Consider the following 16,270-nt stretch of genomic DNA (forward strand, 5'->3'; position numbering starts at 1 on the left):
GACCAATGCGGGGGCGGCCACGCGACGCGCGTGGATCACTGTCTGCCTGAACTGGCTGGTGACCCCTACGGGAATCGAACCCGTGTTTCAGCCATGAGAGAGTACCAAGAACGGCATTTTCTGACCACCTGATCGGTCCGCTCGCTTCCGTAAACATTCATATTTATCATACACTTGCAATCCAAATCGTCCGCTTCTACCCTCCACGCCACGCATGGGCTTACTCGACGTAAATTTGACGCTTTTGCGGAATCTGACATGTCCCTGTTGATTGTCACTGAGGAGTGACCCGGGATTTCCATCGAGAATTGACCCGGTTGGATATGTGTCCCCCGTTGTGGGGGTGGGGCCAGGCGGGTGATTTGGCCTTTCGTGTTTTGGGTGCTGCGGCACTGCTGGCCCTGAAGCGGAAGCTGTCGTTTCCGGTCTCCAGGATGTGGCAGTGGTGGGTGAGGCGATCGAGCAGCGCGGTGGTCATCTTGGCATCGCCGAAGACGCTGGCCCACTCGGAGAAGCTCAGGTTGGTGATGATGATGACACTGGTGCGCTCGTAGAGCTTGCTCAGCAGGTGGAAGAGCAAAGCGCCGCCCGATGAGCTGAACGGCAGGTAGCCCAGCTCGTCGAGGATCACGAGGTCGAGGCGGAGCAGACGGTCGGCCAACTGCCCGGCCCGGTTCAGAACCTTGTCCTGCTCGAGCACATTGACCAGATCGACGGTGGCGAAGAAGCGCACCTTCTTGCGATGAGGCTCGACGGCCTGGATGCCAAGGGCCGTTGCGATGTGGGTCTTGCTGCTACCGGGCCCGCCGATCAGCACCAGATCGGCGTGCATCTGCTTGACCGTGCGCCGCTGCTTGCGCGAGCGGTCAGTCTCGACCCGCAGCCAGCCTGACGGCTTCTCGGCAAACAGGTCCAACTTGCTGGGGCGCTCGGGAACCTTGAACAGCGGCTCGACCGTGCCGGCCCGCAGGTACTTGCGGATCGTGTTCCGGGATAAGCCCGAGCGACGTTCAATCTCCCGGATCGGCATCCCCTCCCGGAAATGCCAGCGGCGGATCGCATTCAATAACGCCATGTCGATCACTCGATGATCCCCCAGCTGCCAGCCAAGGGAACGATCAGAACAAGGGGCAAATCTCACTGGAAATTACGGCCTCTCCCAGGTCACTTCTCATTGGTAATCAACAACATGACCGCACGATCTTTGTCGACAAGGCGCACAAGGCCAAGGTCAAACCGGAGCTTCAGACGGGTGATAATACGTCAGCGCTGCAGACTGTTGGCGAAGTCGAAAGGAAACCGCCGGAGCTCGAGATAAAACGCAGCCGGGCCATGGATTTTGGGATCGGATAAGCACTTGGTGCCAGCCAAACAGATATGGACGATTGCGATCAGCATGCGCTCTTCGCCCGGGAAAACGAAATTCCCGAGGCTGCGCTGGGTCTGCGCGCCCCAGTAGGTACCTCAATCTACCCGAAGCTGTCGTGCTCTTCGCGAGTTGGTACAACGTCCTGCGATGGCATGGGTCCAGCTTTCAATCAGGTCGGCGAACCGTTTCGTCAACCTACCGGGCCAGCGCAGCCTTGACCGCGCCAAAGGCGGAAAATGAAAAAACGATCCGGTGCCTACCGCTGTCCGGGATTTTCCATCATGCGACATAGCCCTTGATGATCTGCTCCGACAATGACCACAACCTCGCAGCGTTCCCGGGATCAAGCGCGTAAGCAGCGTAGCCGCCGGTGAAATCGGTTGGCCGCTGCTCGACTTGCATGGCCTCATTGCAGTCTTCGAAGTAGCGCCCGCCAATGCCTTCCAGCAGCGGTGATACTGCGAGCAGTACGCTGGTGGACGCCCCCTGCTCAACGGTCTTGCGGCGCTCGACCGGTGTTTTGAGCCCGCCCGTATGCTTTTGCAGTCCCGTCGAGATGGCGCCGGGGTTCAGCGCGTTCGAAAGGATGCCGTCGTCGTGCCAGTACAGCGTGATACCAACGGACAATAGCGCGGTTGCCGCCTTCGATTGCCCGTAGGCTCCTATCGGGGTGTAGGGAACAAAATCGAAGCCAAGGTCGTCAAACAAGACCGGCGAAAAGAGATGGCCACTGGAACTTACCGAGACGACGCGCGCGCCATGGGCGGCGGCAAGGAACCTGCGCAGACCCAGCGTGAGGGCAAAATGCCCGAGATAGTTTGTACCGAACTGCAGTTCGAACCCTTGTGGCGTCCGTTCAAGCTCCGGGGTTGCCATGATCCCTGCGTTGTTGATCAGGACGTGAAGCGGACCACTCCACGCGCGAACGAAGGATTGCACGGAACGCAGGTCCGACAGGTCAAGCTCACGAACCTTTATGGCGGAGTTGCCCGTGGCGTGGCGCAGGTGCTTGGCGACCTCCAGCGCCGCGCTGGGTCGACGCACCGCGAGCGTGACCTCGGCGCCCGCACTGGCAAGCACGCGAGCCGTCTCCAATCCGATTCCCGCCGCGCCGCCGGTAATGACGATCCGCTTGCCGGCAAGCTCGATGCCGTCGGCGACCTCATCGGCCGTCGAATAGAATCCAAACGGTGTCTTCACTGGCTGCATGACGTCCTCCTGGCGAAGCGGCACCGGTCTTGGCGGAATGGTTCGCGATACACTCGCGCTGTCGGAGCCGGGGCAACAGAGAGTTGGTGCAAGTTCTCGCAAGCAGGTGTTGTCCGTGCAGGACCTGGCCGCACAATAACTTATCAGCCATGTCACCAACTGCCTGTCGGTGACCGATTGGCCTACGTCCAAGCCATCGCAGGGACTGGTCACTTGTCCTCCGATTACCGCGGAAGCGGGCTACTTGCGCCGCAGCGGCGCACGCTGAAGCAGGTTCCGAGGAGTCAGTTCAAGGCGCGGTTTAGGAACTCTGCTGTGCGGTTCTGTGCCAGCTCAGCTGCCTCACCGTTGAAGTGAACGCCGTTTTCCCGGGCAAACGCGTGGCGGCTTGCAGGATAGCGCAAGATCTGAATGTTCGACTTGTGGCCAAATGTGCCGACGATCGCAGCAACGACAGATGGCGGAATGAGGCTGTCGTCCTCACCGACATGCATCAATAGCGGAACCGATATCTTGATCGCCTCCGCGAGGAACTGCTCGATCCGCGGACCATAATAGACAACGGCGGCGTCGATCGGCAGGCGAGCGGCGGTCAGATACGCAAGGAACCCGCCCAGGCCAAAACCCATGACCCCGATCTTGCCAGATGTGATTTCCGAGTCCCGCACCGCCCGCACGACGGCGGCGATGTCCTGCAGACCCAGATCATGGTCAAACGGGGTGGCATGAACCGGGCCCGATCCGTTTTCGCGGTCGAGTTTCACCGGCTTGTCACTCCCGAGTTCATCGCGCCAGAACAGATCGGGGGCGATGGCCAGAAATCCGCACGTGGCCAGCGCCTCGCATTTCGTCCTGATATCGGCGTTCAATCCGCAGCTTTCGTGCAGGACGACAACGGCGCCACCCGAAACACGCGGCATCGCGGGGCGTGCTACGAAACTGGCGAACGTGCCATCTTCAACCGTTACTTTCATCACTGTATCCCTTTGAGCCTTGCGATCGGCATCAGTATAACTGACTAGTAAATCAGGATATTTCGAGAATGCACGGTCTAATGGCAGGGCTCATTCGGCACTCCGGCCCGTGATGCGGGGATTGGCAGCGTGTAGGGCAGGGCCATTTCGGGAATCGCGAGTAAGTGATAGAAAACGTTAGCTTGCGTGTGCACCCAGCGAAAGCGGGCGAACCTGGGCCGGAAATGCGCTAGGTTTCGCTTGCACGTGGACGAGAGGCCACACCCAATGGACCTGTCGGACTATCGGTTGGAGAAGATTCAGGAGACCTCCGGGTTTGCCTTGTACCGTGCGCGCGGACCCGGCGGTACACCCCAGGTTCTAGTGCGAACCCCTCGTGCGGACTTGACGGACGGGTCAGTCCAACTGCGGCTGGAGCGGGAATACGCTATGCGGGCCTGGCTCGATCCCGAACGGGCCTTGCTGCCGATGCGGCTGGTGCGCCATGAAGGGCAACCCGCGCTGCTGCTGCGCGATCCTGATGGGCAGCCCTGTGACAGGCTCGTCGGAAAGCCAAGCCCGATCCTGCCCTTTCTCAAACTGGCGATCGGCATCACGCGCGCGCTGGAAGTGTTGCACGCACGCGGCTTGATCCACAACGACATCAATCCCGGCAATTTATGGGTGGAAGAAGCTGGAAACGTTCGGGTTACGGGGTTTGGCCTCGCGATGCACCACGCGCGCGAACGCCAGCCAGTTCCGGGTCAGGGGTGCGAAGCCGGCTCGCTGCCCTATATGGCGCCGGAACAGACCGGACGCACCAACCGGTCGGTCGATACGCGCAGCGACCTCTATGGTCTGGGTGTCACGCTCTACGAATTGCTGGTCGGGGCCTTGCCCTTCAACGCCATCGATCTGGCCGACTGGGTGCATTGCCATATCGCACGTCAGCCGCCGCCTCCGGGCACGCGGATGGACGGCGTGCCGCCGGTCGTCGATGCGATCATCCTGAAGCTGCTCGCCAAAGATCCCGACGAGCGGTACCAGACCGCGTCGGGGGTCCGGCACGACCTCGAGCGATGCCTTGCAGACTTGAGCGACAACGGTGCCATCGAGAAGTTTGAGATCGGCGCGCGCGACCGCCCGCAGCGGCTATTGGCGCCGGGCAGGCTCTATGGCCGATCGGCCGAGCTTGCCTCGCTGGTCGATGCCTTCGAGCACGTAGCCAAGCATCGCCAGTTCGAAATGGTCATCATCTCCGGTCATTCGGGGATGGGCAAGTCAGCGCTTGTCCATGAGTTCGGGCGAACGCTGGAAACTTCCGGCGCCTTGTTCGCGACGGGCAAATTCGATCAGTACAAGCGAAGCGTCCCCTTCGCGACGTTGTCGCAGGCGTTCGAGAGGCTTCTCAAGCAGATACTGACCGGAAGCGATCGGGAACTGGCGCGTTGGCGGTCGGTCCTGAGCGCGGCGGTCGGCGTGAACGGCCAGTTGATGGCTGATCTGTTCCCGAGCCTTTCGCACGTGATCGGGCCATCGCCGCCACTCGCCATGGTTTCGCCGCAGGAGGCCAAGAACCGCTTCAATCTGGTATTCCGGCGGTTCGTCGGCGCCTTCGCGCAGCCAGACCGCCCGCTCATATTGTTCCTGGACGATCTGCAATGGCTCGACGCCGCAACCCAGGATCTGCTTGAGAAGCTGGCTGCAGAGGAGCCGATCCCCAGCCTCATGCTCGTTGGTGCCTATCGGCGCGAAGCACTGCAAGCGACGGAACCGCTCGCAATCCTGCTGTCGGCGATTGCGAGGGCGCCGGCAACCCTCAGGCAGATCGACCTCGCCCCGCTGACCCGCGCGGCCGCCGCGGAGTTGACGGCCGCGGCGGTGAACGCGGTGCCGGCAGAGATCGTGCCACTGACTGATCTTGTTTACGCCAAGACGCAGGGCAATCCGTTCTTCCTGTTGCAATTCCTTGTCTCGATCCACGAGGACGGTTTACTCAGGCTGGACGATGGCTCGGGCAGGTTGACGTTCGATCTGCAGCGCATCAGGGCCGCTTTCATCACTGACAACGTCGCTGATCTGATCGTTGCGAAGCTTGGCCGCTATCCGGCATCGGCGGTGGACGTGATGAAGATCCTCGCCTGCTTCGGCACGGCGGCGCCCGTGGCGCAACTTGCGGACCTGATGGAGCAAAGCGAGGCCGCGATCGAAAGCGCGCTCCAGATTTTCGTATATGACAGCCTGCTGCTGCGCGTCGACGACAACTACTACTTCGCCCACGACAGCGTACGCGAAGCGGCCTACGCGCTGCTGACGGCGGAAGACCGTGCCGAGATGCACTTGCGGGTCGGACGTCTCCTGAGCAGGGGTCTTGCGGCGGCGGATGTCGGGGATGATGTCTTCGCGGTCGTCGGGCAGTTCAACAGGGCTGTTGGCCTTGTCCACTCCGTCGAAGAACAGGTCCTCGTGGCCGAACTCAATCTGGAAGCTGGCAAGCGGGCGATTGCGGCTGCTGCCTACGAGACCGCACTGCGCTATCTGGATGCGGGATATGCCATGCTTGGCACGACAAGCTGGTCAGCGCATTACCGGCTCAGCTTCGAGCTGATGTTTCATCGCGCAGATTGCAAGTTCATGGCTGGGGACGTCGAGTCCGCGCAGAAAAACCTCGCCTTTCTTGCTGAAATCAGCACCGAACTGGCCGAGCAGGCACGGATCGTGAACCGCCAGATGGTGGTCTATTCCTACCTTGGCGAATGGGAAACCGCCGTAGCGCTGACAGTGGCCTGTGCAGCGCGCCTCGGTCTGGCGCTTCCGCTCTGCCCCGGGCCAGCTGAGCTCGACGAGGAATATGGCCGCTTTGTCCGCTTGCTGCAGGGTCGTCCAGTTGAGTCCTTGTTCGAATTGCCGAGCATGACCGATCCCCACTGGCTCCTCGTCATGGATGTGCTGGAATCGCTCAACATTGCCTCGGGCGTGCATCACGAGAATCTGCAGACCCTCACAATCCTTCGGATGGCCAGCATCAGCCTCGAGCATGGCTTGTCGCATGAAAGCGCGCACATCTTTTCAAACCTTGCAGGCCTCGTGCTTGGTTGGCGTTTCGGCGATTTCATGACGGGCCACCGGTTCGGTCAACTCGCGCTTCGTCTCGCCGATGAGCGGGGTTTCGACCGCTATGCCGCTCGGATCTATGCAGTCGTCTCGGGCACCGTCGGCCCATGGAGCCTACCGCTGGCCGATTGCTTTGACCTTGCCATACGTGCACTCGAAATGGGACGGGAGCAGGGCGGTGTAACTTATCCCGGCTACGCCTGGTCGACTGGCCTGACGGCGGCGCTGGGCGGCGGGCGGAGTCTGGGCGAGGTTCACCGGCTTGCCGAGGCTGGCCTCGCGCTGATGACGAAGATGAAGTTCTCGTTGGCAGTTGAATTCGTGAACGGCATTCTGGCCATCGTGCGCGGTTTGCGGGGCATGACCGAAACTTTCGGTTCGTTCAGCTACGCGGACTTCGATGAGGAGGCTTATGAGGCCTTTCTTGTTCGGTCTCCGCATTTGTGGCACGCGCTGGTGCGCTACCGCGTGCGCAAGTTGCAGATGCGCTATTTTGCCGGGGACTGGACGGCTTGCCTTACGGTTTCCGAGCAACTTGCAATCGACATCGAACCGATCAAGGTGTTCGAACGCGCTGAATACTGTCTGTTTGCAGCTTTGGCGCGGGCTGCGCTCCTCACCGATGTCCCACCCGACGAACGCCAGCCTCAACTGGCGGAGCTCGCAGGCGCTCAGAAGCAACTGTCGGAGTGGGCCGGGCTGTGCCCGGAGAATTTCGCCGCACGTGCCGCATTGGTCGCTGCAGAGATTGCCCGGCTCGAAGACCGCGACCTTGCAGCGCAGCGATTGTACGAAGATGCGATCACCGCGGCGGCCCGGGACGGGCAGGTTTCGATGGAAGCGCTGGGATACGAATTGGCGGCCCGTTATTACGAATCGCGCGATTTCCGCACAATTGCGCAAACCTATTTGCGCAAGGCGCGCGCCTGTTATGCCCGCTGGGGCGCCGATGGAAAGGTTGCCCAGCTTGACCGGCTTCATCCCGGGCTCGGGCGCGAGGATACCGGCCGCGCGGCCAGCGCGCTCTCTTCGGGCGCCTTGACGGACAACCTCGATCTCTCCGCGCTCGTGGACATCTACCACGCCGTATCCGGTGAAATCGTTCTGGACCGGCTGATCGAACAATTGATGACGATCGTGGTCGAGCAGGCCGGTGCGGTGCGCGGTGTACTCTTGCTGAAGCGCGAGGACGAGATGCAGATCGCCGCCGAGGCGACGACCGGCAGCGACGGTGTTGTGGTGGAGCTGCGCTCATCTCGCGAACTTGCCGGCGAATTGCCGCTGTCGATGCTGAATTATGCCGTGCGTTCGCTCGAACCGGTGATCCTCGACGATGCACTCCAACCCAACATGTTCTCGAGCGACGTTTATCTGCTTGCGGCCAAGCCGCGCTCGATCCTGTGCTTGCCATTGGTGAAGCAAGGTCGGCTTGTCGCGGTCCTGTACCTCGAAAACTCGCTTTCCTCGCATGTCTTCACACCCGCGCGCCTTGGCATCCTGCAGATGCTTTCCTCACCGGCGGCAGTCTCGATCGAGAATGCGGGCCTGTTCCTCGAAGCCAAACGCGCGCGGGACAGGGCGCGGCGAGTCAGCGACGAATTACGCCAGTCGTTCGACATGATCCCGACGCTTGCCTGGCGGGCGTTTCCGGATGGACGCTTCGAGATCGCCAACAAGAAATGGAAGGACTACAGCGGCAGCGAGGTGGCGGACGCATTGGCAGGAGATTTCTGGCCGGGGACCTACCATCCGGACGATATCGGCCGGGTCCGCGATCGCTGGCAGAACTTGCTTGCCTTTGGCGTGTCGGGCGAGGTCGAAGCACGGATCCGCCGGTTCGACGGCGAGTTTCGGCGGTTCCTGTTCCGTGTCGAACCGATGCGCGACGAGAGCGGGACGATCGTCAAATGGTATGGCACCGCCGTGGACATCGAGGATTTCCGACGGGCGGAGCAGGCGCAGGAAGCGTTGGCGCGGGTTTCGCGGATCACGGCGCTCGGCGAGTTGTCCGTCTCTATCGCGCATGAGGTCAATCAGCCACTGATGGCGGTCGTGACCAATGCGGCGACGTGCCTGAGGTGGCTGGCTGAGGAGCGGCTGAATGTCGCCGAGGCGCGCCGGGCGGCTGAGCGCATCATCAACGACGGGCACCGCGCCGGCGACGTGATCGCGAGCATCCGGGCGCTCGCTAAGAAGGCGGCCCCCGAAATGGTCGCGCTCGATCTCAACGATGCGATTCTCGAGGTGGTGCAGCTGATGCGCAACGAACTGGATCGCAACAAGATCACGGTCGAAACACGCCTCGACCGCACGATCGGCTATGCCCTCGCTGACCGGGTCCAGATGCAGCAGGTCATCCTCAATCTGGTCCTCAACGGGATCGAAGCGATGAGCGCGTCCGGTGGCCGCGTCCGCAAGCTGGTGATCCAGTCGAGCGCCGGGCCTGACGGTGAGCTTACAATTGCGGTTTCAGATACGGGCAAGGGCCTCGATCCGGCTTTGAAGGACCGGGTCTTCGAGGCTTTCTTCACGACCAAGGCAGGCGGCATCGGCATGGGCCTGTCGATCTGCCGGTCGATCATCGAGTCCCACCGCGGGCGCCTGACGGTCAGCCCAAATCGGCCGCGCGGCGCGACATTTGCATTCAGTCTTCCTGCCCTGGCCGAGGAGCAGGCCATTGCCAACGCGAGCTGAAGCAGAGAGCGCGGTCGTTGTCGTCATCGATGACGACCTCGCTGTGCGCGAGGCTTTGGGGGGCTTGTTCCAGTCGATTGGCCTCACGGTCGATCTCTACGGCTCGGTCGATGCCTTTCAGGCCGCGGGAACCGGCGACCGGGGCGATTGTCTGGTCGTCGATGTGAGGCTGCCGGGCAAGGGCGGGCTCGAATTCATCGAGGAGCTTGGCCGCGAAGGAACGCGCCGGGCCATCGTGTTCATCAGCGGGCATGCCGATGTGCCGATGTCGGTGCGCGCGATGAAGGCCGGTGCCATCGATTTCCTCACCAAACCGGTGCGCGAACAAGAGTTGCTGGAGGCGGTTCAGCGCGCCATCGCCGCGAACCGCAGACGCCGCGCAGACGAGGCCTTGGTTGCTCAGGCACATGCCCGTTTCGCCTTGCTCACGCCGCGAGAACGAGCCGTCATGGCCGAAGTGGTGACGGGAAAACCCAACCGCCAGATTGCGGCGGCCATCGGCATAACCGAAGCCACCGTCAAGCTGCACCGCAGCCAGATCATGCGCAAGATGCAGGCCGGCTCGCTTGTCGATCTCGTACGGCTTGCCGACCTGCTCACCGACTGAGACGGGCACCGTCGCGCGGCTCAGAATTCATACGCGATTTGCGTGAACCACATCCGCGGCTCGCCGGTGAGGGTGTAGACATCGCCGATGATCTCGAATGCGCTTGCCGAGCTGACCCGATAGTTCTTGTCGGCAAGGTTGGTGACGCCCGCTGCGAGGTTGAGACGCGATCCGCCGACGTGGTGCCAGTCGAGACGCAGATCGGTGATGGTATAGCCCGGGGCGGTATAGGGATCGCTGGTTGCGTAGCCGAACACGGTCTGCTGGCTCAGCAGCGGAACGCCGGCCAGTTTGGATGTATTGGCCACCGCCACAGCGTCGACATAGGGCCCGCGGTGATAGATGTTTCCAGCAAGCGTGATGTCCTGTCCCAGCCATTCCTGCAGCTGCAGCATCGGGCGGATCGACCACTGCCATTTCGAGGTATTGGCGAAGCGATCGGGCGTGAAGGCGATCGTGTTGCCGCCAATCGTGAGCCTGCCGGCAGCGTGATCGATGGCGATCGGTGTCGAGGGGGCGAGCCCGGCGCACTGCGGTCTCCAGAACTGCGCGCTGCAGTTGGTGACTTCGGACCAGTCCGAATAGCGGGCATTGGTATAGGCCAGATTGCCGGCCAGCGTGAACCAGCCAACTGGCGAAACCGATCCTTCGAGCTCAAACCCGTCAATCCTTGCGTTGGCCAGGTTGGTTGTCACGGTCTGCGCCGTGCCGGGGATAACCTCGCCCTCCTGAATGTTGGCATACCAGGTGTGATAGTAGGCCGCATTGATCTGCCCCTTGATCGAGCCCATCGTCCACGTGCTCTTGATCCCCGCTTCGAAATCCCGTGCGCGCTCGGGGCCGAAGGTACGCTGCGGACTGCCGGGATCGGCCACGGCGTTGATTCCGCCGGTCTTGTAGCCGCTGCGATGCGCGGCATAGAGCAGAACGCTGTCGCTTGCCTGCCAATCGACCGAGACATCATAGGAGCCATTGGCGGGGAGATCGACAACGGTGCTGACGATCGTCGCTCCCGCTGCAGGCGTCTCACCGTAGACCGGAATGGCGATCTGCCTGCCGCGAAACGGCACGCGGTAGCTTGGCTTCGCCGTCGTGTCAGTGCGTGTGTAGTCCCAGGTTTCGCGATAACCGCCCGCAATATGCAGATTGGGTAGCACTGCGTACGAGGCGTGGCCGAACACGGCATAGCTGTGGGTGGTGGTGCGGCCCATCGAGGCGCAGGGCGCAGCCACATTGACCGAGGCGCAGAATGCTGCGCTGGCGGGATCGCCAGAGAGCGACCCGAACACGATGAAGGGCCGGCTGCTCTCCCGGAACGTCCGCGAACCGCCATCGAGGTAGAACCCACCCAGCAGCCACTGCAGCTTCCCGGCAAAGGCCTTGCCCTGCAGTTGAACCTCGTTGGTGAGCGTACGTTCAGGCCATCCGCCCGTCTTTGCGCAAGTGCCCGAAGCGCTGGTCGTCCCGGGTGTGAAGCGGCATTGAAAGTCGAGCAAGGGCAGTGCGGTCGCATCCTGATCGTAGATGGCCCCCTGCGCTGATTGCCAACGCAGCCCGAAGATGTTCTTGAGGCGCAGGCCGTCCGAAATGTCCCATTGCGTCTGGTTGATGAGGCTTCGGGTATTTGTCTCGTTCGTGAGGCCATAGTCGGTGAACATGGTCCGCGGCCCAGCGGCGAGTTGTTTCGCGAAAGCACCTGACAGCAATTGCGCGAAGGTTTGGCCGGCGGGCGGGGCGGAGCCGGTCCAGAACTCGTAGCCCGCGGCGATCGAGGGGACGCTCGCAGGTGCCAGATTGCGCACAGCGGGGTTCATGAATCGCGGGTCGATGTAATAGAGCGGCGAGCCAGTGCCATGGCTGCGGATGCGATCGGCCGCGAACACCGTGTAGTTTTCGATCGTATCTGTCGGCCGCCAGATTGTTGAGACCCGCAGGCTCGCGTTATCAAGGTTGTTCAGTTCGGACGTCGTGCCATCGGGGCGGATGCCCTTGATCCAGCCGTCGCGGTTGCGCGCCTGGAACGCCACGCGAGCGATGAGGCGGTCAGCAACGATGGGGAGGTTTATCGCTCCTTCCAACTGATAGTAGCCGCGATTTCCGGCCTCGGCCGAGAAATACCCGCCGAACACGCCTGATGGGCGCCGGGGTTCGAACAGTACGACCCCGCCCGTCGATGTCTGGCCGAAGAGCGTTCCTTGCGGTCCCTTGATGACCTGGATGTTGGCGAGATCGAAATACGTCAGCGGTACATTCGGAACTTCCGCAAAGTAGGGGATCACGCCGGGTTGTCCTGCAAACGCTGTGCCCTGGCCGCGAATCGTGAAGTTCACCGACGTCAACGAACCGATTGGCGCTCCGCCAAGGCCTGCAATCTTGTTGAGATCGAGCGGCGTGTTGATCGCGAGCCGGTCGATGGCGTCACCCGGCACCACGGTGATCGCGACCGGCACCTCCTCGGCCTTTTCGCCGATCCGGCGGGCCGTGACGACGATATCAGCACGGGCTGGCTCGCCGGCCATTTCCGACGGGGCGGCTTCGCTGGCAAATGCCGGACCGGCGCTTTCGACCAGTCCGCCTGCCAGGAGAACGAGGCAGCCTGCGCGGACCGCTGCACCGCGGGCGATGGGGCGGGAGCCCTCGGATGTGTCTGTTCTGCGCACCGATATTCCCCCACCGTTATCATCCAACGACTAGTTCGCACCGGTAACCAACGGAAATCAGCCGCCGCTAGCGGTTGTTATTTTGTGTTAGTTCACAATTTTTCATCTGTACGGCGCGCAGGAATCGCTTTGAAATATAAGCCAATTAAACGTTGGCATCGGCGCTGCCCAAGCCAGATCGGCAACAAGGTCGATACGGTCCTCGACCAAAGTCTAGCTCGGCTGGCCATGATGCCTAGTCAACGCCGCTCAGGGGATGATTGCAGCCATGCGCAGTGACGCGCTAACATTGGTTAAATGGCAAACGCTGCATCGGAGCAGCGGGCGAATCTGGGGCAAGAGAGCTGTACGCGGAACCTGCTGTGATCCAGCACCAACGGGAGGCGGAAATGCTTGAGCAGCAACAACCAACCCCGTCAGCGGGAGAAACGGCCACCCTGGCTTCGCGGGACGGTCTTGCAGAGGGGCGGCGAGCGGACTCCGCCATGCACTTCCGGCGGTTCACAGTGCTGCCGAACGCGCGGCAGTTGCTGGCGAATGGCGTCCCGGTCGAATTGGGCAGCCGGGCCTTTGACTTGCTGGTCGTGCTGCTGCGATCGCGCGGGCAGATCGTAACCAAGGCCGAGATATTCAGCCACGTCTGGCCATCGACGACGGTTGAGGAAAGCAATCTTCGCTTCCAGATGGCGACGCTGCGCACCGCGCTCGGCGAAGACCGCGATGTTATCAAGACAATCCCGGGCAGAGGGTATCTCCTCATCGCGGAACCCACGCCGAGCGGGCAGGGCGTCGCTGCGGCTGGAGCAGCGCAGGCAGTCAGCCCTGGCGAGCCCAGCGGCACATCGACGCAACCGGCCGGCTCGCGGACGGTGGCGATCATCGATGACGATCACGGCGTCCGCGAAGCGCTCGAAGGTCTGCTGCTGTCCGCAGGCATTGCCGCCGAAACCTACGGTTCGGTGCAGGAGTTTCGGGATCGACCCTCGCCGCAGCAACCGGCATGCCTTGTGCTCGACGTCTGGCTTCCCGGCGTGAACGGGATCGATTTCAACAACGAAATGGTTCGCGACGGAACCCAGCCGCCGGTCATCTTCATCAGCGGCCACGCCGATGTCCATACCTCTGTGCGCGCGATGAAAGCGGGCGCGCGCGAATTTCTGACCAAGCCTGTTCGCCATCAGGATTTGCTGGATGCCATTCAGGAAGCGATCGGAGCATGACAAGCGCCCCGAACAAGGGGTGGGCGCCGGTACTAGCTTGCCGCCGCCGCACCTGTTGATCGCCAGGCTCGCATGAGCAACGCCGCAACCGCCATTACCTCGGAAGGCACCCGGACCGCGGCTTCGCGCATGGTCATCGGCGCGATGCTGGGCAATATGGTCAGCGTCAACACGGTGCTGACCTTCACCATGGGCGTTTTCATCAGCAGCCTCCATTCGGCCTATGGTTGGTCGCGCGCCGATATCGCCCTTTCGATGACATGCTTTACGCTCGTGGCGTTCCTGGGATCGTCGCTCATCGGCCGAGCCTCCGATCTCGGCGATCCGCGCCGAATTGCCGTGACGAGCTTCATTGCGTTCGGTTTCGCGCTGATGCTGCTCCCGCTGTTTGTGCGCAGTTTGCAGTCGCTGTGGCTGGCCTACACACTCGTGGCGATCCTTGGGCTTGGAACGTCACCGGTGGTCATCAACCGGCCGCTCGTTGCAGCGTTCTCGAAACACCGCGGGCTCGCGATCGCCTTGGCACTCACCGGGTCCGGTCTCGGCGGCTTCGTGCTGCCGCAACTGGTGGCAGCGCTCATCGCCGGTGGCGACTGGCGATCCGGTTTTACCGGATTGGGCGCGCTGGCTGTTGTGGCGGGGCCCGCAGTGTGGTTGCTGCTGGGAAAGAGCGCCCCGGCCAGTGAGCGACACGGCGTGCTCGCTGCTGCTGATAGCGGCGTCCGGCTCGGAGACGTTGCCCGATCGCGCACCTTCTGGATCCTTTCGGCCCTTGCGCTGTGCGGCGGGCTCGGCATGTCGGGGCCTGCTGCGCATCTTGTTCCGATGCTGGGCGATCTGGGCATCGACGCGCCGGGTGCCGCCCGTTTCGCGGCCATTATCGGCCTTTCCAGCGTGGTCGGTCGCCTGCTGACGGGCGCTGCGCTCGATCGCTTCGACAGCCCGCTGCCGGGCGTGCCCTTGCTTGCGGTGGGGGCCGCAGGCGTCGCCGTCCTGAGCCATCCTGACTTGCGCACGGCGCTGCCGGCGATTGCCATGCTCGGCTTTGTCATCGGGGCTGAGCTCGCGATGCTGGCGTACTTCAGCAGCCGCTATTTCGGACTGGCAGCGCACGCCACCATCTTCGGGTGGACGTATGGCATGGTCTCGATCGGATCTGCCATCGGACCCGTCCTTGTCGGCGCGCTGCGGGACAATCTGGGAGATTACCGCCTCGGCTTTGGGCTGAGCGCGGGCGCTCTTGCGCTGTCGTGCGCCTTCTGTCTGCTGCTCGGGCCCTATCGCATAGCGGTGAAGCCAAGCACCTCGCCAGGCGGTGATCTCAAAGAGCCGCAGTAAGGCGCCCCCCGCCAGATGGGGCGACCAACCCATGCGCCGGCTGGTCGCCCCGGGGGGAGGTCAGGCAAGGGAAGCCGCAATCATCGGCGGGTCAAATTGCGGTCGAGGAAATTGCGGATCAGCGGAACCATCACGTCGAGCTTGTCCTCGAGCGCAAAATGGCCGGTGTCGAGGAGATGCAGTTCGGCGTCGGGCAGGTCCCGCAGATAGGGCGTCGCCCCGCTTGCGGGAAAGATCTTGTCGTTCTTTCCCCACACGATGATCGTCGGTGGCCGGTACTTGCGGAAGAAGGCCTGGAACTGGGGATAGAGCGGCACGTTGCTGCCATAGTCCTTGAACAGGTCGAGCTGGATTTCGAGGTTGCCCGGCCGATCCAGCAGCGCCTGATCGTGGACCCAGTTGTCAGGATCGATATGGGAGAGGTCGCTCATGCCGTCGGTATATTGGAACTTCGTCGTCGCCAGCGTCATCAGCCCTTCGAGCGCCTTGCGATGCTCGGGCGTGTCGCCCGACCAGTAGGCCTTGATCGGATCCCAGAACAGGCCAAGGCCTTCGTCATAGGCATTGCCGTTCTGGACGATGAGCGCGCTAACCCGCTCGGGGTGCTTGAGCGCGAGGCGGTACCCGACGGGTGCGCCATAATCCATGACGTACATCGCATAGCGCTGCATGCCCTTCTGCTTGAGCAAGGCGTCGACGATGTCGGCATAGTGCGCGAACGTGTACGAAAAGCTCGTGTGGTCCGGCGCATCGCTCTGACCAAAGCCCGGGTAGTCCGGCGCGATCACGTGATATTTGTCGGCCAGCAGCGGGATCAGGTTGCGAAACATGTGCGACGAGGTTGGAAAACCATGGAGCAGCAGCACGACAGGGGCTCCGGCCGGACCGGCTTCGCGATAGAAGATGTCTCGACCCTCGATCTTCGCTGTGCGGTACTGAACCATCACGACCGGCGCCGCATGCGCTCGCGGCGCGGCATGCGCATGCGGTGTGCCGCGCGCCATGGCGGCGGCGGGAAGCAACGCACTCCCGTTAAGGAGCCCGGTCGATGCGAGCGCCAGAGCAAAGCGGCGATATCTCTTCATGGCATTTTCCCTTTCAAGTCT

General features: G+C 62.4%; 9 protein-coding genes. 4 read left to right on the forward strand and 5 right to left on the reverse strand.

Going from position 1 to position 16,270, the window contains the following annotated elements; all coding sequences use genetic code 11:
* Positions 1-274: 274 nt before the first annotated feature.
* The 3 genes from ACODS2_RS12705 to ACODS2_RS12715 all read right to left on the reverse strand — a co-directional run bounded on the left by ACODS2_RS12705 (position 275) and on the right by ACODS2_RS12715 (position 3,552).
* A complete protein-coding gene (locus ACODS2_RS12705) occupies positions 275-1,075 on the reverse strand; it encodes an ATP-binding protein (RefSeq protein WP_488999500.1) in 801 nt (266 codons plus the stop codon).
* A gap of 573 nt (positions 1,076-1,648) precedes the next feature.
* Positions 1,649-2,578, reverse strand: a complete 930-nt coding sequence (locus ACODS2_RS12710; RefSeq protein WP_488999147.1) for an SDR family NAD(P)-dependent oxidoreductase — start codon at positions 2,576-2,578, stop codon at positions 1,649-1,651.
* A 284-nt stretch (positions 2,579-2,862) separates the two neighbouring features.
* A complete protein-coding gene (locus ACODS2_RS12715; protein WP_488999501.1) occupies positions 2,863-3,552 on the reverse strand; it encodes a dienelactone hydrolase family protein in 690 nt (229 codons plus the stop codon).
* Between the two features lie 429 nt (positions 3,553-3,981).
* Between ACODS2_RS12715 and ACODS2_RS12720 the strand changes: the two genes are divergently transcribed.
* Both ACODS2_RS12720 and ACODS2_RS12725 read left to right on the forward strand, forming a co-directional pair.
* Entirely contained in the window at positions 3,982-9,339 is a 5,358-nt protein-coding gene (locus ACODS2_RS12720; RefSeq protein ID WP_488999148.1) for a trifunctional serine/threonine-protein kinase/ATP-binding protein/sensor histidine kinase, read from the forward strand.
* Positions 9,323-9,946 (forward strand): response regulator transcription factor, encoded by a 624-nt coding sequence (locus tag ACODS2_RS12725; RefSeq protein ID WP_488999149.1) that lies wholly within the window; start codon positions 9,323-9,325, stop codon positions 9,944-9,946. The genes ACODS2_RS12720 and ACODS2_RS12725 overlap by 17 nt, the downstream gene beginning before the upstream one ends.
* Positions 9,947-9,966: 20 nt before the next feature.
* Here ACODS2_RS12725 and ACODS2_RS12730 read toward each other — a convergent pair whose 3' ends face one another.
* Positions 9,967-12,606 carry a TonB-dependent receptor gene (locus ACODS2_RS12730; RefSeq protein WP_488999150.1) on the reverse strand — a complete coding sequence of 880 codons (2,640 nt, stop codon included), beginning with the start codon at positions 12,604-12,606 and terminating at the stop codon, positions 9,967-9,969.
* 485 nt (positions 12,607-13,091) lie between these two features.
* Here ACODS2_RS12730 and ACODS2_RS12735 point away from each other — a divergent pair, with 485 nt between their 5' ends.
* Together ACODS2_RS12735 and ACODS2_RS12740 are read left to right on the forward strand one after the other, a co-directional pair.
* Positions 13,092-13,826 carry a response regulator gene (locus ACODS2_RS12735; RefSeq protein ID WP_488999151.1) on the forward strand — a complete coding sequence of 245 codons (735 nt, stop codon included), beginning with the start codon at positions 13,092-13,094 and terminating at the stop codon, positions 13,824-13,826.
* A 72-nt stretch (positions 13,827-13,898) separates the two neighbouring features.
* The gene (locus ACODS2_RS12740; protein ID WP_488999152.1) at positions 13,899-15,164 is read left to right on the forward strand and encodes an MFS transporter; all 1,266 of its coding nucleotides are present in this window, start codon (positions 13,899-13,901) and stop codon (positions 15,162-15,164) included.
* A gap of 80 nt (positions 15,165-15,244) precedes the next feature.
* On the opposite strand, the gene ACODS2_RS12745 is transcribed toward ACODS2_RS12740, so the two are convergent.
* Complete coding sequence (locus ACODS2_RS12745; protein WP_488999153.1) at positions 15,245-16,249, reverse strand: alpha/beta fold hydrolase; 1,005 nt, start codon at positions 16,247-16,249, stop codon at positions 15,245-15,247.
* Between the last annotated feature and the right edge of the window lie 21 nt (positions 16,250-16,270).

The sequence above is a fragment of the Novosphingobium sp. FG137 genome, from assembly GCF_057809735.1.